Here is a 16,340-nt window from a genome sequence, read left to right as displayed (position 1 = left end):
AAACGATTTGATAACAATGACAAGGAGAACACCCAAATGAGTGGTGGAGATGGAAAAGATAGTCGTGGACCTACAGGGGGCGTTAACGGCGTTTCAGGTTCAGGCGGACCTAACGGCGGGAAAGGATGGACCACCACCACCGATCCAGGTGGCTGGACAGTGCATCATTATACCGGAGGCGGTAACAGTACCAGCAGCCAGGGAAAGGGTGGAGGGAATGGCAATAGCGGATCGGCTTCAGGAAGTACCCGCGTCAATCTATCACTATTTCCTGAAGCCCAGGCATCAATAGCGGCGGGAATGTCGATAAACATTTCTGTGATTGATGGTCTGTGGGGTTTCACTTTTTTAAAATCGAAAACGGTCACTGGCGCGATTGAAACCGCCCTCTCCCGCCTGACGGGATTGGTTACGGAGGCGGCCCCTTTAGCCGGTCGTTTTGCAGGCGTCGTAGTTGGATCGTTATTGCCCACGACCCTCGCTAAAGACGACCCCGATTATATGGGGCCAATTCACGATCGTATTGTGCAGGCGCTGCTGGCGGAAAAAGTCACCGATATTGCGCCAGAAGCTTTACCGCTCGCAGGCACCGTGCCGGTAAAGGCCCGTATCCAGGATATCGTAAAGGATGAAAAACAGCTTATCGCGGTGGTGCGGCCGGGGAAAACAGAGCCTGCTGAACAGGTGCAAGTCGTACAGGCTGTCGCCACGCCACGTAAAGATGTTTACCAGGTCAGGTTGGTGAACGGGATGCCGCCGCTCCATATCCGCATATCCGATCAAACTCAGTCGGCAGCCAACCAGCCCGCAGATGTGATTTCAGACGTTAAAGATGATGCTCCGGCAAGTGTGATGCCGGCAGGCGGTAATAATACCCATGATGCCATCGTGTATTTTCCGTCTGAAGCACAACAGGAACCGATCTATATTTCGGTGATCGATGTCATACCGGCCTCAAACCTGAAACAGCTGAACGAGCTGGCAGAAAAACAAAAAACTGAGTGGGCGCTGACATCCCAGCTTGATCAGCTCAATGCTGCACTACCGCGTATTCAAAGCCCGGATTATAAGCTGCCGGATTTGACTGATGACGAGAATGTGTTGTTCAGACAGGATAGTTATGCTGCGCAACGGGCGCAGATTAAATTATTCGAAATTATCCATGCGCGGGCCGGTGCGGAAGCGCTGGAGGCTGAAGCTGTTGTTGCACACGCAAAAGGCGAAGCGGATAAAGCGGCGCGTCTGTTGCAGCAAGTCACCGAACTGCGCAACAGCCTACCGGCAATGGAAGCGCAGCTTGCCGCATTACGTGAGGAAGCAGCTAAAATACATGCGCAATATGAGGTGATGTATACAGCCGCGAACGAACGTTTTTTCCAGCAGAGGGCAGAAGCCAACCAAAAAGCGGTGGCGGCTTATCGTCAACAGCGAAAAGAGGAGCAGGAAAACGCCCTGAAAGAGGCGATGGCAACGGCCAGGATTAAATCAGCAGACCAACTGAAACAGGAAATTGAAGCGGCATTGCAGGCGATAACTATTCCATTGGCTGACCGGCAAAGAGTGGAAACTGTAAAATTACCTAATACTATTAAGATCAATATTCCCGAAATCGCTGTTCGCAAACCAGAAATAAACATTCCGCAGATCATTACGCCCAAACCAGTAATAAATATTCCCTCGTTTAATTTTCCTGCACCCCCCTCTTTTATGCCGCAAAAAAGCCTGGCGGAGCGCCAGGCATGGGCGCAGACCCGGCTTGCTGTACCGGGAACCGTGGTGCTGCGAGGGTTTTCTTCCGCAGAACCATTCAGCCGTTCCCCACTCAGCTTTGCCGGACACGAGACCGGCAGCGTTACTTTTGCAGGAGAGGGAGCCGACAGTCTGTGGCAGCGGGCCACAGAGGTACGCCGTATATTGCAACAGACCAGCCATCCATTGCCTGCGGTTGCCATGCTGACCGCCATCAGCATGGCGGGGAGTGATATCAGCACGGTAATGCTGGCGGGAGAGGTGCTGGGCTTACCGTCAGAAGCGGAACTGAGACAGGCCCACGATACGGTTAAACTTTCCCTGACTGCTCAACTGGTGCAACAGGGAAAACCAGCTGGGCATTGCGCTGGTGCGGCACCCGCAGCCTGTAGCCGTGTCGGTGGTGCAGATGTCGATGTGGCCGGACAGGGATACCGGTTTCTACCGTTATGAAGTGACGGATGATGCGGGTGTGCGCGTGCCGGTTTTTATTACGCCGGATAAAGCGCCGGGAACGGAGCCGCTGTCACCGGAAGTTCCGCAAATCCCGGAAGTGATTATTCATACGGGAAATCAGAACGGCAGCCAGCCTACGGTCATTATTGAAGCACTCCCTCCCGCCGGGGATACCGGCTACCGTGAACTGATTCTGATCCCACCGGTAGCCTCCGGTCTGAAGCCAATTTATATTATGTTCAACGACCCGCGTAATTTGCCGGGAGAAGTTACGGGTTCGGGACAGGAGGTGAGCGGTAACTGGCTCGATCCCGCCAGTAAAGAAGAAGGCGCGCCAGTTCCGGTGCAGATCGCCGATAAGCTGCGCTGGCGCACCTTCAGCAGTTTCGACAGCTTTCGTAAGGCGTTCTGGACGGAGGTGGGGAATGATGCGGAGCTGGCTAAGCAGTTTAATAAGCAGAACCAGGTACATTTAAAAAAGGGAAAGTCGCCGTTTACAGCAGAAAAAGATCGGGCAGGTAAACGTGAGCGTTTCGAACTTCACCATATCAAACCTGTCGGTAAAGGCGGGGCTGTCTATGATATCGATAATATCAGGGTGCTAACGCCAAAACATCACATTGAAATTCATGCGAAAAAAGAGGGGTAACCGCCATGTCTGATAAAAGCCTATCCGATTATACGGAAAATGAATTTCTGGAGTTTGTCAGGAAAATCTGTCGGGCGGAAGGTGAAACAGAAGCTGAAGATGACAAATTGGTGGATGAATTCAGACGTCTTACGGAACACCCTGACGGCTCCGATCTTATTTTTTATCCACGGGATAACAGAGAGGACAGCCCGGAAGGGATTGTTCAGGAAGTTAAAGCGTGGCGTGCCGCTAACGGCAAACCTGGTTTTAAACCGTCCTGATAAAAGGGTAACCTGATCGCGGGTATATCCTGTTTTCCCGTTAATGAGCGGAAACAGCAACAAGCCAGCATATACCGGTCGATAAGTTATCGCACAATTAGCGCCATTATTGCACCGCTATACTCATGCGTGGACATTAACATTCCCCCTACCGAAGCCTGTTCGGCTGGGGGAATAAAAACCTTTAATGCTAAATAAGCGCGTCTCGCCTCAGCACAGTGTCTTACGCCACTGCCCTTCAACTTCCTGTTACGACTGCTGCGGTTGCTTCACCACCATCTCACCGTTCTTCTGCTCGATAATCATCGTCTGCGGACGTGACAGCACAATGCCCTCTTTACGCAGACGCGTCAGGATATCGAACAGCAGATCGCTTTTCGCGCCGCCGATTTGCCGCTGGTTAGAGACGTTGCCGGTGACGCTCAGCACGATGCCCTGCGGCGTCAGATCCTTGAAGCTTACCGACGGCTCCGGCGTCTCCAGGATGCGTTCGTTTTCTTTATATACCGCCAGCAAAATTTCCCGTACCTGCACCGGATCGATATCCAGCGGGAAGGTCAGCGTAATGGTGACCACCCCCTGCGCATTACCCATGGTGGCGTTACGCACGTTCTGTGAAATCAGCTGTGAGTTCGGCACGATCACCGTGGATTTGTCGCCTAGCTGAATCTCAGTAGCGCGCACGTTAATGCGGCGAATATCCCCTTCAATGCCGCTGATGCTCACCAGGTCGCCTACCTTAACCGGACGTTCGGTCAGCAGAATCAGACCGGAGATAAAGTTTTTCACAATCTCCTGCAGGCCAAAACCGATACCCACCGACAGGGCGCTGACAATCCAGGCCAGCTTGTTCCACTGCACTCCCATGGTCGAGAGCGTCAGCAGAATCACCAGCACGTAGCCGATATTGCTGAACAGCGTCACCAGCGAAACGCGCATGCCGGTATCCATAGTGGTTTTCGGCAGGAAATCGTTATCCAGCCAGCGGCGAACTGAACGCAGCACATAAATGCCGATCGCCATGCACAGCAGCGCGTTGACCAGATGCGCCGGCACGATATTCAGTGACTCCAGCCCCTTCCCGCCCCAGAATTCCACCGCCTTTTGCAGCAGTTCAATCGGCGTTGAGGTGCCAAAGGTACCGTTCAGTACCGCCACTACCGCAAACAGCAGCAGAATGGTTTTACCCAGCGCCGATAACAGCGCCGCCGCCTGCGACAGATGACGCTCATCAATATTCAGCGAGCTTTGCATCCGCTTGCCGGTCGGGCTGTTGACCGATAGCAGCGTTTCACAGCCGTCGCTCACCAGATGGCTAAGGAAATAGTAGGCGCCGCAGACGATGCCCAGCCAGATCAATTCATAGCTCAGGAAGCGCGCCAGGGTAACGTAGCCGATAATCAGCGACAGCATGATCGCCAGCCCGATAAAGGTAATCGACATCTGAATCAGGCCGACCAGCGTCGATTTCGCCTCTGGCACCTGCCCTTCCTGCACCAGCCGACGACGCACGCGGCTGGAGCGGAAGCTAATAGAGAGCGCGGTAGCGCCGACCAGCAGCGCTGTCATGCCGTTGGCCAGAATAGTGGTGCCGACGCTGGTGCCGACGGTGCTGTTCAGCGCTTCCACCGTCTGGAAAATGAAGACCAGTGTGGCAGTCAGCGGCGGGTAAGGTTTCAGCGCCTGCGCCACCTCATTGGAAATCGCCGGCAGTCGCCATGAAGGACGGCGCGTTGACAAAAAAGCACGCCCCAGCCCGGCAATCAGGCCGCAGAAAACGCTGAGCTGCACCAGACGATCAACAAAACCCTGCACATCATCAGAAACTTCTTCTCGGCGGGTAAAGGCCTGATCGAGGAAGTTAAACGCCAGCACCACCGCCACCAGCGTGGTCAGAGCGATCGCTGCCGCCAGGAAGCTGCGGCGCAAGCGCCCTTCCGGCAGTTTGTTGATGCTAATCCAGGCGAGGAACTCTTCCCCGTAGCGACGGCCCAGCGTGGCGATCAGCACCGCCGCAACCAGCCACATAATGGTGCCGAACCGCCAGCCCGGCTCCCACGCCAGCGCGACGGAATCCGTTAGCTCGGTGCGGAAGTTCGCCAGCTTATCGCCATCCATCTGCTGCATGCCAAACAGCGGCGACCAGAAACGCGGGCCGAAAATACTGCCGGAGTTAAGCGCCAACTGCGTTTTCAGGTTGTCGCGCCGCAGATTAACGATCTGCGCGCTGAGGTTAAGCGAGCCGCCTTTGATCGCCTCCGCCTGTTTGATTTGCTCATCCAGCTTTTGCTTTTGGTTTTCCAGCGAGTTGCGCTTGCGGGTCACTTCCGGCGTCTCTTTCACGCCGCTGTCCGCTTTTGGCGCCGGACCTAATACCGCCAGCTGCGCCATCAGCTGTTGACGCTGCGGGATCAGCGCCTGCCCCAGCGTGTCGGCATTGCCTGACAGCTCCAGCGCCATGTCGTTCAGCTGGGAAAGCTGCGCGTCATTGGTTTCGCCAGAGACCTGCCCTTTGATTTTATCGAGGATTTTTTGCATCTTCGGCAGTTCAACCGAAGCATTCACCTTTACTACGGCTTCTTCACCTGCCGCCGCACTATCTTCAGCATTATCCGCCGCGTGAATGCCCAACGGCGCCAGCACCAGCAGCGCCAGCAGGCTTGCCCGCATTAATCGTAACCACTTTGACATCGAAGGTCGTTCCACTCTGTTTCTGTTCCACGGCCTCGCCGCGATCGCGCGCCAGTTTATGCTTTTGCCTGCCGCTTCACTATAGGAAAGCGTGAAGAAAAATCGACTCGGCGGATAAGAATTTGTTATGAAACGCAACGGCGCGTTTGTGCCACAGTAGCGTTTTATTCTCTACCGGGAGAAGGGTTGTCTGAAAAGGCTGAATCACTGATGATACGTGACGCGTGCGCGACGGATATTGCCGCTATCGCTGAAATTTACGCCTGGCATGTCCTGCATGGCTGCGCCTCTTTTGAGGAAACGCCGCCCGATGAGGCGGAAATGCAGGCGCGCTTTTTAAAGGTGCGAACGCACGAACTGCCGTATCTGGTCGCCGAGCAGGCGGGCCGCATTATAGGCTTTAGCTATGCCTCGCCTTATCGTCCGCGTCCGGCCTATCGCTATAGCGTGGAGGAGTCGATCTATCTGGCGCACGAGGCAACGGGACGCGGTATCGGCAGCGCTCTGCTGGCGGCGCTGATTGCGCGCTGTGAACAAGGCCCCTGGCGACAGATGCTGGCGGTTATCGGCAACGGCGAGCAGAACCCCGGCTCGCTGAAATTACATCTCAGGCTGGGATTCCGCCAAGTAGGCATATTAAAAGAGGTGGGATTTAAGCATGGTGCCTGGCGCGATACACTGATTATGCAGCGCGCCCTCGCCTCCGCCGCTCAAGCAGCGGAGGCGTAAAGCATTACTCTGTCACGCTGTTGCTGGCCGTGTCGGCGGTTTTTTGCTTTTTATACGCCAGCGCCGCCGCTGGCACCGGTGCAGATTTGCCGGTTTCCAGCCAGTCGCGCAGCCGTTTGGCATCGGCAAAATGCGTATATTTGCCAAAGGCGTCCAGCACCACCAGCGCTACCGGACGCTGCTTGATCACCGTACGCATGACCAGGCAATGCCCCGCCTGATTGGTAAAGCCGGTTTTGGTGAGCTGAATACGCCAGTCCGGCTTATAGACCAGATGGTTAGTGTTGCGAAAAGGCAGCGTATAGTCCGGGTTGCTGAAGCGCGCCATCTCTTCGTGGGTAGTGCTAAGCTGGCCCAGCAGCGGATAGTGTTGGCTGGCAATGAGCAATTTGGTCAGGTCGCGGGCGGTCGAAACGTTATGAATCGACAGGCCGGTCGGCTCGACATAATGGGTATTGGTCATGCCCAGCGCGCGCGCTTTGGCATTCATGGCGCGAATAAAGGCGTCATAGCCGCCGGGATAGTGATGCGCCAGGCTGGCCGCGGCACGGTTTTCCGAAGACATCAGCGCCAGCAGCAGCATATTTTTCCGGCTGATGACGCTTTTCAGGCGCACCCGGGAAAATACGCCGCGCATTTCCGGGGTATGGCTGATATCGACATTCAGCATCTCATCCAGCGGCTGATGCGCATCCAGCACCACCATCGCGGTCATCACTTTCGTGATCGAGGCGATAGGCCTGACCCGATCCGGATGGCTGGCATAGAGCACTTTATTGGTATTCAGATCGACAATCATCGCGCTGCCGGAGGCGATTTGCGGCTGCGAAAGCGGCGCAGGGGTACTTAGTGGCGACGCGGCTAGCGCCTGCCCCACCAACCCGGGCGCGGAAAAAAGAAAAGCCAGGCTCAACAACGAATAACGAAATTTTGCGGGCATCGTTTAACAACTTACCGTTTCAGGATTGCGCGCTGTGCGTAACACAGGCTGCCGTCGCGAGGCTCAACAGGTGCGGCGGCTGGCAAGCAGCATAATACGCTGGGCGCTCAGTAAATTCCTATCAGAGATTCGTTTCCGGGCGTAAACGACGGGGGCCTTTTATTCAGGCCGAAAAGCGTATTTAACCAACTTATGCACCGTGGCACTGTGCAGATAGGCGTTAGTATCGGGGCATAAAAATAAATCAAGTAGTGCGTTACAGAAGGATTAGCAAGCCACGCGCCGGTGGCTTGCTGAAGTAGCCCACAATGATTCGGCACGTCAAATTGCAAGCGTCCCGTTTACCCCATACGAAAACCGTAGCCCCACAGCAGCACCGTCAGCGCCAGTAGCACCTCAAACAGCAGAATGCCGATCGCCAGCGTTGAACCGGAAAAACGCAGGCTCTCTTCACGATCGATATTCAGCAGCTGTGGAATGCCCACGTAAAGCAGATAACCGGTCCAGGCCAGCGCGACCGCCCCAGCCAGTACGCAGAGCCAGACCAGCGGATACAGCGCGATAATGCCGCTCAGAAACAGCGGGGTGGCGACATAGCCGGCAAAAACCGTACAGCGCTGCACGCTGGGCCGCTGCGGATAATCGCGCGCCATCCAGTGAATTATCCGCCCCATCACCGCCACGCCGCCGAGGATCAGGAGGTAAAACAGCACGGCCAGCATCAGCCCGGTCGAAAGCGCCAGCGGGACGGTGCGTCCTCCACCGAGATACCATCCCATTTGGGTGGTACCGATCAACGAACAAATCACCGGAACCGCTGCCATTAACAAAACGTGATGGGTGTAATGATGAGAAACGGTTTCATTTTCTCGTTCGATATCGCGCATCTCCCGATCGGGATGCGCCAGAAGCCCCCAGACATGGTTCATGATATTGCCCTCAGCGACTCACCGCCGGCTCGGCGGCTTTCATTCAAGTATAATTCGCCTGGCTATTTTTTCATCAACCTGGAGGTAAGCTGCTTCCGGCGTCGCGTTTTTTCGCAAGCCCTGGTTAACGGGGTGTACACTTACCCTGACGCTACAAATAAAAGGGACGGTACGTTTTGCATTTCGATATCAACCAACTTATTGAGCAGTATGGTTATTTGGCCGTCGTGATTGGCTGTATTGCGGAAGGGGAAACTTTTGCCCTGCTGGGCGGCGTCATGGCGCATGAAAAGCTGCTGCGCTACAGCGGCGTGGTGCTGGCAGTGATGCTCGGCGGTTTTCTTGGCGATCAACTGCTTTACTACATTGGGCGGCATTTCGGCTCCCGGATTCTGCGTCGCTTTAAAAAACATCAGGGCAAACTGAAGCGCGCCAACCGGATGATCCGCCGCTATCCGGTGCTGTTTATTATTGGCGTACGCTTTATGTACGGCTTTCGGGTTATCGGGCCGATTATTATCGGCGCCAGCCGCCTCGGCCCGCTGAAATTCCTGGTTTTTAACGCTATCGGCGCCTTTATCTGGTCGCTGGTGTTTGTGACGCTCGGCTATTTTGCCGGCGAAATGATTACCCCATGGCTGCACCGCCTCGATCATCATCTGAAACATCTGTTATGGCTGGCCGCGGCGGTGGTGTTTGTCCTGCTGCTGCGCCTGGCGTTTCGCCGCTGGTCGCGACGGCATGACGATTAAAATACCAGCTGCGCTCGGGCATTATAGAAACGTCGGTAAGCCAGCCAGGCGGCGATAATCGTGGAGATCGCCGCCGTTCCCAGCAGCATAAAGGTCACCATGATCTGATATTTAATCGCCAATACCGGATCGATACCGGCAAAGATCAGCCCTGACATCATGCCCGGCAGGCTGACCAGCCCGACCGTTTTCGCCGCATCCACCGTCGGGATCATGGCCGCGCGAATGCTGTCGCGCACCAGCGTTGCCGAAGCCTGTTTAACCGACGCGCCGAGGCTCAACATCTCTTCAACCTTCTGCCGGTTATCAGCAAAGCGCTGATTGAGTTGGGTGTAGCATAATCCTACCGCCACCATCGCGTTGCCGGCGATCATGCCGGAAACCGGGATCACCTGCATCGGTACAAAGGCGATCGCGCCGCTTAATACCAGAATAGAGAGCGTCAGAGCGGTGCCGGAAGCGATAGCGATAAAAGTGATGACAAAGGCGTTGCCAATGCGTTTACTGCGCTTGCGCGCGTGCAGCGCCGCGTTGGTGCAGATAAACAGTACCATCAAAAGCGTCAGCCAGCGGTTATTAAAATCGAACAGGGTATGCAGTACGTAGCCGACCAGGGTGAGCTGAACGATGGCGCGCGCCACGCTCCATAAAATATCTTTATGCAGCCCCAGTTTCTCTTTCTGGCTGACGATCAGCGCCACCAGCACCAGCATAAAGGCCAGCGCCAGCGAGGCGTTACTAATAGCGGGATGGTTCATTGTCTGGCTTCCGTGCGGGTTAAAGAGATAATACGGGCGCCGTCGTCGATCTCCTGCGGGTCGTGACTGATCCACAAAACGCTCATTGACCGTTGCTGCGCGGTTTGCCGGATAAGCTGTTTTACCCGCGCTTTGTTTTCGTTATCCAGCGCGCTGGTGACCTCATCCAGCAGCAGCACCGCCGGCGGAAATTGTAAATAGCGCAGCAGCCCTACGCGCTGTCGTTCGCCGCCGGACAGGTCGGCAATCGGCTGCTCCAGTATATCCGGCGCTAAATTAAGCTGCGCCAGGCTGGCGCGCAACGCCTGCTTATCAGGTCGCCGCTGACGAATTTGCCACGGGAAAGCCAGGTTATCATAGACGCTTGCGCCAAACAGCTGCGGCGTCTGAAAACAGTACGCGACCTGCTGGCGCCAGGCCTCAGGCTTCAGCGCGGTCATCTCCTCGCCGCGTAACGCGATGCTGCCGGTCGTCGGCGCCAGCAGCCCGGCAAGGATTTTCAATAAGGTGGTTTTACCGCTGCCGGAAGGGCCAGTGAGCCAGACCCATTCATGCTGATGCAACGTAAAAGAGAGAGGAGCCAGCAGAACCTTATCCGCCAGCCAATAGCTGACGTCACCTACCGCCAGCGCTGGAGTATCCATAGCCATAAACGCGTCCTTTTTGCTCGGGCGACCAATAATAACGCGGAAGGCGGCGGAACGGAAAAGCAAAACGGGGCAGTTGACCGCCCCGTCGGCGCGCTGATGACGCTGAAAGAGAGATTATTGCGCTTCCTGCTGTTGCGCGGCGGCAAACTGCGGGTTAGCGAGCATAAAACCACCGTCGATAATAAACGACTGGCCGGTGGTATAGCCAGACCACTCGGAGCAGAGCCAGGCGACCATACTGGCGATTTCGCGTGTGTCGCCGGGACGTCCGGCAGGAATATTCGGCAGTGAAATCTTGTGCGCGTCCGCATTCTCCATATCATTCATCGGCGTGGCGATCGCGCCCGGCGCAACCGAGTTAACCAGGATTTTTTGCGGCAACAGGCTAAGCGCCATCGATTTGGTCAGGCCGCCTAACGCATGTTTGGCGGCGGTGTAAGCCACCGAACCCGGCAGCGGCGTATGTTCATGTACCGAGGTGATATTGATAATGCGTCCGCCCCCGCCCTGTTTGACCATCTGGCGCGCGGCAATCTGTCCGCAAATAAAAGCGCCGTCGACGTCAACGGTAAAGACTTTGCGCCATTCATCAAAAGCAATATCCAGGAAGTCGCCTTTTACGTTGGTCCCCGCATTATTGACCAGCGCATCGATGCGGCCCAGCTGCGCAATCAGCGCCTCCAGCGCTTTACCGCCCTGCTGCGGATCGGAAAGATCCATCTGCACCCGTTCTGCCCGGCGTCCCAGCTTTCGCACCTCTTCGGCCGTCTCCTGCGCGCCGTTCTCATCGGAACGCCAGGTAATGCCGATATCATAACCCTGCTCAGCCAGCATTATCGCACAGGCTTTTCCGATGCCGGAATCCGATGCGGTCACCACCGCCACCTTGTTTGTCGGCATAGCTTCACTCCTCTGTTACGCTTAATAAATGAACAGCAAGTATAGCCGCTCTGTCCATCTGCGCCGCCAGCCCCGCCCGGGTTGTCTATAGTAATAGTTCAACAGCGCAACCGGGGAACGGCATGGCTGAAATCAAACGACCTATCGGTAATCACGGCATCATCGGCGATCTGCGCACCTGCGCGCTGGTCGCGGACGACGGCACCATCGACTATTTTTGTTGGCCCAATCTGGATAGTCCCTCTGTTTTCACCGCCCTGCTGGACAGCGATGAGGCAGGTGTATTCAGCCTGACGCCCGACTGGAAAGCCTGTCGTCGTCAGCAGCTTTATCTGCCGGATACCAATATTTTACAAACGCGCTGGCTGGCTGCCGAAGGCGTGGCGGAAATCACCGATTACATGCCGATTTGCGAGCAGGAAGATACCAAACCGCGCATTATTCGGCGGCTGAAAATGGTGCGCGGCCAGGGGCGCTTCTCGTTGCGCTGCGCGCCGGTGCACGATTATGCGCGCGCCACCCCGAAAGCGAAGCTACGTGATAACGCCGTGCTGTTCAGTGCCGAGGGGCAACCCACGCTGCGCCTGACCTCCACCGTGCCGCTCTCGCTCGATCGCCAGGCGGCAGTCGCCACCTTTACCCTGCAAACCGGCGAGCATGCGGAGTTTATTTTCGGCTGCGCGCAGGACGATCATCTGGATAACCTGCAAACCGATATCTGCTTTAAGGAGACACTGCGTTACTGGCGCAACTGGTGCCACCAAAGCAACTGGCGCGGACGCTGGCAGGAGATGGTGAAGCGCTCCTCGCTGACGTTGAAGCTGCTAACCTCATGGCAGCATGGCTCGATTGCCGCCGCCGCCACTTTCGGCCTGCCGGAAGAGCTGGGCGGCGAACGCAACTGGGACTATCGCGCCTCATGGATCCGCGATGCCTCTTTCAGCGTCTATGCGCTGATGCGCCTGGGCTACGTTGATGAGGCAAAACGCTTTACCCATTGGGTAGGCCACTGCGTGGAAAACAGCCATCACGACAAAGAGCGGCTACAGGTAATGTACCGCCTTGATAGCGGCACCGAGCTGCATGAAAGCGAGCTGACGCACCTTTCCGGCTATGGCGAGTCGCGTCCGGTGCGCATCGGCAATGATGCCTGGCGACAGACGCAGCTTGATATCTACGGCGAATTAATGGATGCGGTTTACCTGGCGAATAAATATGGCGAGGCGATCTCCGAGCGCGGCTGGCGCAACGTTTGCAGCACTATCGATTACCTGTGCGAACACTGGCAGGAGCCGGATGCCGGCATATGGGAAATGCGCGGCGAGCCGCAACATTTTTTGCATTCGCGCCTGATGTGTTGGGTGGCGCTGGATCGCGCGCTACGTCTGGGGATGAAGCGATCGCTGCCGATGCCTTACGAGCGCTGGGATCGGGTGCGTAGCGAAATTCGTCAGGAGATCTGGCAGGATTTTTGGGATCCCGAACTGGGCCATTTTACCGCTACGCGCCGCGGCAAATCGCTGGATGCCTCCATGCTGTTAATGCCGCTGGTACGCTTTGTCGGCGCGACCGATCCCGACTGGCTGTCAACGCTGGATGCCATCAAGGCGAAGCTGGTGCGCGACGGGATGGTTTGGCGCTATGACCGCGAAGAGACGCCCGCTGATGCGCTAAGCGGCCGGGAGGGATCGTTTGTCGCCTGCTCTTTCTGGTATGTCGAGTGTCTGGCGCGCGCCGGACGGGTCGAAGAAGCGCATTTCGAATTCGAAAAACTGCTGAGCTACGCCAACCCGCTGGGCCTGTACGCTGAGGAGTTCGATTTTCACGGTTTCGCGCTGGGCAATTTCCCGCAGGCGCTCAGCCACCTGGCCTTAATCAGCGCCGCCTTCTTTCTTAACCGCAAACTGGATGGCGACGATCCGCAATGGCAACCCTGAATGTAAAAATCGCCTTCAGGGCAAGCAAGATTGTGTTAAATGACATAGAGTTAAGATATGAAGGTGCTGTTACGAAAAATCCTGGTTCCACAACAGGAGGTTATGCACATATAATGTGCAGCCGGTCACACTGGCCGCACCTGGGTCGACTCTCTAACAAGCCACTTAATGGCATTAATCAACTGAAATAAGATGAAAAAGAGCATTCGCGCGATCGCTTCACTGGCAGTAGCACTGGTGGCATTCAGCCAACAGGCGCTTGCTGTGGTTTATCCTCTGCCTCCGGCTAACAGCCGTTTGACGGGAGAAAACCTGGAAATTACCATCCCGCAGGACAGCAAACTTCCACTGGAAGCCTTTGCTGCGCAGTATCAAATGGGCCTGAGCAATATGCTCGAAGCCAACCCCGGCGTTGACGTTTATCTGCCTCAGGCCGGTTCCAAACTGATTATTCCCCACCAGTTGATTCTGCCCGACGCGCCGCGTGAAGGGATTGTCATCAACAGCGCCGAAATGCGTCTCTATTACTATCCGAAAGGCACAAAAACCGTCGTGGTACTGCCGATCGGTATCGGTGAGCTGGGCAAAGATACACCGGTAAACTGGACGACCACCGTGCAGCGCAAAAAAGCGGGCCCGACCTGGACGCCAACCAAAAAAATGCATGAAGAGTATGCTGAACGCGGCGAGACACTGCCTGAGGTATTCCCGGCCGGTCCGGATAACCCGATGGGACTTTATGCGCTTTATATCGGCCGCCTGTACGCGATCCACGGAACTAACGCCAATTTCGGCATTGGCCTGCGCGTAAGCCACGGCTGTGTACGTCTGCGCGCTGACGATATTAAATGGCTGTTCGATAACGTGCCGGTCGGTACGCGCGTACAGTTTATCGATCAGCCGGTTAAGGCGACGGTAGAGCCGGACGGTTCGCGCTATGTCGAGATCCATAACCCGCTCTCCACCACCGAAGAGCAGTTTAAATCGCGTGCGCCAGTACCGATTACGTTGACGCCAGCGGTGAGCAAGATTGTCTCTGACGCCAGCGTGAATCAGGCGATTATCGATCAGGCAATGAGAGCGCGCTCTGGTATGCCGGTAAAAATCAATGGCTTAGCGGAAGATGCGCCGGTTGAACCTGTGGTTCCGCAAAATGCGGATACTCAGGCGCCGAATCAGACTCTGCCGACCAATGCCGCCGAGCAAAACGGCAACCCTGCTGCGCCAATCGATCAGGCCCAGCCGGCCGGGGAGGCTCAGCCTGCTGCACCGATTGATCAGGCTCAGCCCGCCGCGCCAGCTGACGATAATAACGTTCCGGCGCCGACCGACAATAACAGCGGCTCCTGACCGTAAGCCATCAGCAAAAAAGGGCGATAGATATCGCCCTTTTTTTTACCACTTCACGCCCAGTCCGGTAGTGAAACGCCGTTCATTCAGCGTATCGCGCGTGCCGCTCACTAAATTGCGCCCGTAGCCAATATTCAACGTTGACCAGCTGGTCAAGGCATAACGCAGACCCACCTCCGCATCTAGGGTAAAAATGCCATCATCATCCAGCGAATGTCCCACTTCGCCATGGCTGAACAGCGTGAGCGCTTTACCACGCAGATAACGCTGATAATCCCAGCGCACGGAGGAGCCGAAATGACTGTCGACTGTGCCGTCGCTGTAGCCATAGCCGAACGCGCCGGTAAGGAGTGACAGCGAAAAAGCTCCGCGTTCGTTATCCCAGAACTGATAGCCCGGCCCGGTGCCGATCAGCGCCTGATGCGCCAGATCCTCCACCCAGTCACGCTTGTAGCTGGCGCGCCCCTGCCAGAAGAACTGTTCGCGAAAGGTATAATCGATCGCATAGCGCAGGCTGTAATTATTGGTGTTAACGCTGGCATCCTCTTTTTCGCGATTCCAGGCGGCGCCGAAATCATGGCGCCACTTGCCGTGGCTGATTTTATTGTTAAAGGCGAAATTGGTATCCTGCGTTTCGGTCGAGGCGTGCTTCAGGTTGATGCCCAGATCGACATTACCGTTCCAGTTCAGCCGATCGCTTTTCACTTTTGCCTTCATAAAATCATCAATATGGGAAACCGCAACCTTCTCCTCCTGCTCGTTGCTGCTGACCACCGTTAGCCATCCCGGCTCGGCCGCTTCCAGCCTGACGCTGTAATTTTCCCCGCTCTGGCTATTGCGCAGGGTGATCTGGTTTTTACTGTTCAGGGTGCTGACCGCGCTCCAGTTTAGCGACAGCGTGCCGCCCCAGTCGGTATCCATGACTAATTTGCCCTCCTCCAGCGAACGTACCGTTCCGCTCAGGCGGTCGCCATTTTTTAGCCAAACGGTATCCGCCGCCGCTGCGCTGCACCACAGGGCAAGCAACCAAACGGCGGGAAAAAGAAAGCGGGAAATTTTAAAATAAAGCATGGTCTGGTTTTCTGACATCTCTGGCGGGCAAAGGAGTAAGCCTGGCAGCGAACCGGCAGCAGTAAAAGAGAAGATAATTCCGAAACTTATCACTACCGGGGTGCATCTTTCTTTTTGCCGCTGCCAGTAGCGGCAGCATGCCAGACCGCCTGATGAATAATACAGATCGTTATATTAATTATAAGCACTATAATTAAAGGTGAAATTAATTAAATTCTAACTATTAATAAATAGTCAATTGCTCGTCATTAAATAACCCTCTTAACTTCACACTCTACAAATAATCGGTTGACGCCCAATAAAGTTTTATTAATAATCCCTCTGTCACCCTAAAGGTGAAAAAATAATTACCTTCTGTAACTTTGCCACACCAGGGAAATTTATTTCCGCTTCGCCTTGCGGCCCGTCGGCTCCTCCTCCGGCGGGCTGCTTTATTTTACTCCGCCGTTTAATCTTTTTTCACTCCTCTCTGTAGCCCTACATCAACGGTTATTCCTGTGACGGTAATTGTCAGGA

Annotated in this window: 14 protein-coding genes; 7 read left to right on the top strand and 7 right to left on the bottom strand. The window is 55.6% G+C overall.

All coding sequences use genetic code 11. From position 1 onward, the window contains the following. Positions 1-36: 36 nt before the first annotated feature. The 3 genes from K6958_RS07255 to K6958_RS07245 are packed head-to-tail and all read left to right on the top strand — an operon-like array spanning position 37 to position 3,117. A complete protein-coding gene (locus tag K6958_RS07255; protein WP_249894011.1) occupies positions 37-2,202 on the top strand; it encodes a colicin-like bacteriocin tRNase domain-containing protein in 2,166 nt (721 codons plus the stop codon). Further along, the gene (locus tag K6958_RS07250; protein WP_350355807.1) at positions 2,120-2,854 is read left to right on the top strand and encodes a pyocin-S2/colicin E7-DNase domain-containing protein; all 735 of its coding nucleotides are present in this window, start codon (positions 2,120-2,122) and stop codon (positions 2,852-2,854) included. Before K6958_RS07255 ends, K6958_RS07250 begins: the two co-directional genes overlap by 83 nt. Positions 2,855-2,859: 5 nt before the next feature. After that, complete coding sequence (locus K6958_RS07245) at positions 2,860-3,117, top strand: bacteriocin immunity protein (protein ID WP_249894009.1); 258 nt, start codon at positions 2,860-2,862, stop codon at positions 3,115-3,117. Between the two features lie 249 nt (positions 3,118-3,366). Here the strand turns inward: K6958_RS07245 and K6958_RS07240 are convergent, their stop codons facing one another. Then, the gene (locus K6958_RS07240) at positions 3,367-5,808 is read right to left on the bottom strand and encodes a DUF3772 domain-containing protein (RefSeq protein ID WP_249894008.1); all 2,442 of its coding nucleotides are present in this window, start codon (positions 5,806-5,808) and stop codon (positions 3,367-3,369) included. A gap of 210 nt (positions 5,809-6,018) precedes the next feature. On the opposite strand from K6958_RS07240, the gene K6958_RS07235 reads away from it, so the two are divergent. Beyond that, positions 6,019-6,537: a GNAT family N-acetyltransferase gene (locus tag K6958_RS07235; protein ID WP_249894616.1), complete on the top strand. Its 519-nt coding sequence runs from the start codon at positions 6,019-6,021 to the stop codon at positions 6,535-6,537. Between the two features lie 4 nt (positions 6,538-6,541). On the opposite strand, the gene pbpG is transcribed toward K6958_RS07235, so the two are convergent. Both pbpG and K6958_RS07225 read right to left on the bottom strand, forming a co-directional pair. Beyond that, positions 6,542-7,477, bottom strand: a complete 936-nt coding sequence (gene pbpG / locus K6958_RS07230; protein WP_249894007.1) for a D-alanyl-D-alanine endopeptidase — start codon at positions 7,475-7,477, stop codon at positions 6,542-6,544. A 341-nt stretch (positions 7,478-7,818) separates the two neighbouring features. Next, positions 7,819-8,406, bottom strand: a complete 588-nt coding sequence (locus K6958_RS07225; RefSeq protein WP_249894006.1) for a Yip1 family protein — start codon at positions 8,404-8,406, stop codon at positions 7,819-7,821. Between the two features lie 176 nt (positions 8,407-8,582). On the opposite strand from K6958_RS07225, the gene K6958_RS07220 reads away from it, so the two are divergent. Next, the gene (locus tag K6958_RS07220; RefSeq protein WP_249894005.1) at positions 8,583-9,158 is read left to right on the top strand and encodes a DedA family protein; all 576 of its coding nucleotides are present in this window, start codon (positions 8,583-8,585) and stop codon (positions 9,156-9,158) included. On the opposite strand, the gene fetB is transcribed toward K6958_RS07220, so the two are convergent. From fetB to K6958_RS07205, 3 genes are all read right to left on the bottom strand, one after another. Further along, positions 9,155-9,916, bottom strand: coding sequence for an iron efflux ABC transporter permease subunit FetB (fetB, locus tag K6958_RS07215; protein WP_249894004.1), 762 nt, complete (start codon positions 9,914-9,916; stop codon positions 9,155-9,157). The genes K6958_RS07220 and fetB overlap by 4 nt on opposite strands. After that, entirely contained in the window at positions 9,913-10,566 is a 654-nt protein-coding gene (gene fetA / locus K6958_RS07210; RefSeq protein ID WP_249894003.1) for an iron efflux ABC transporter ATP-binding subunit FetA, read from the bottom strand. Before fetA ends, fetB begins: the two co-directional genes overlap by 4 nt. 114 nt (positions 10,567-10,680) lie before the next feature. Beyond that, complete coding sequence (locus tag K6958_RS07205) at positions 10,681-11,466, bottom strand: SDR family oxidoreductase (RefSeq protein WP_249894002.1); 786 nt, start codon at positions 11,464-11,466, stop codon at positions 10,681-10,683. 122 nt (positions 11,467-11,588) lie between these two features. On the opposite strand from K6958_RS07205, the gene K6958_RS07200 reads away from it, so the two are divergent. Beyond that, positions 11,589-13,403, top strand: coding sequence for a glycoside hydrolase family 15 protein (locus K6958_RS07200; RefSeq protein ID WP_249894001.1), 1,815 nt, complete (start codon positions 11,589-11,591; stop codon positions 13,401-13,403). A 192-nt stretch (positions 13,404-13,595) separates the two neighbouring features. Continuing rightward, complete coding sequence (locus K6958_RS07195) at positions 13,596-14,753, top strand: L,D-transpeptidase family protein (RefSeq protein ID WP_249894000.1); 1,158 nt, start codon at positions 13,596-13,598, stop codon at positions 14,751-14,753. A 45-nt stretch (positions 14,754-14,798) separates the two neighbouring features. On the opposite strand, the gene K6958_RS07190 is transcribed toward K6958_RS07195, so the two are convergent. Then, a complete protein-coding gene (locus K6958_RS07190; RefSeq protein WP_249893999.1) occupies positions 14,799-15,824 on the bottom strand; it encodes a DUF481 domain-containing protein in 1,026 nt (341 codons plus the stop codon). Positions 15,825-16,340: the final 516 nt, after the last annotated feature.

Origin of the sequence: Mixta hanseatica, from assembly GCF_023517775.1 — a bacterium.
In the GTDB taxonomy this organism is placed as follows: domain Bacteria; phylum Pseudomonadota; class Gammaproteobacteria; order Enterobacterales; family Enterobacteriaceae; genus Mixta; species Mixta hanseatica.
This window is presented reverse-complemented; position numbering and strand designations above follow the sequence as displayed.

Excerpts from the sequence above, each read along its gene's own strand:
- K6958_RS07255 (WP_249894011.1), top strand. The coding sequence starts at position 37 with ATGAGTGGTGGAGATGGAAAAGATAGTCGTGGACCTACAGGGGGCGTT.
- K6958_RS07245 (WP_249894009.1), top strand. The coding sequence starts at position 2,860 with ATGTCTGATAAAAGCCTATCCGATTATACGGAAAATGAATTTCTGGAG.
- K6958_RS07240 (WP_249894008.1), bottom strand. The coding sequence starts at position 5,808 with ATGTCAAAGTGGTTACGATTAATGCGGGCAAGCCTGCTGGCGCTGCTG.
- K6958_RS07235 (WP_249894616.1), top strand. The coding sequence starts at position 6,019 with ATGATACGTGACGCGTGCGCGACGGATATTGCCGCTATCGCTGAAATT.
- pbpG (WP_249894007.1), bottom strand. The coding sequence starts at position 7,477 with ATGCCCGCAAAATTTCGTTATTCGTTGTTGAGCCTGGCTTTTCTTTTT.
- K6958_RS07225 (WP_249894006.1), bottom strand. The coding sequence starts at position 8,406 with ATGAACCATGTCTGGGGGCTTCTGGCGCATCCCGATCGGGAGATGCGC.
- fetB (WP_249894004.1), bottom strand. The coding sequence starts at position 9,916 with ATGAACCATCCCGCTATTAGTAACGCCTCGCTGGCGCTGGCCTTTATG.
- fetA (WP_249894003.1), bottom strand. The coding sequence starts at position 10,566 with ATGGCTATGGATACTCCAGCGCTGGCGGTAGGTGACGTCAGCTATTGG.
- K6958_RS07205 (WP_249894002.1), bottom strand. The coding sequence starts at position 11,466 with ATGCCGACAAACAAGGTGGCGGTGGTGACCGCATCGGATTCCGGCATC.
- K6958_RS07200 (WP_249894001.1), top strand. The coding sequence starts at position 11,589 with ATGGCTGAAATCAAACGACCTATCGGTAATCACGGCATCATCGGCGAT.
- K6958_RS07195 (WP_249894000.1), top strand. The coding sequence starts at position 13,596 with ATGAAAAAGAGCATTCGCGCGATCGCTTCACTGGCAGTAGCACTGGTG.
- K6958_RS07190 (WP_249893999.1), bottom strand. The coding sequence starts at position 15,824 with ATGCTTTATTTTAAAATTTCCCGCTTTCTTTTTCCCGCCGTTTGGTTG.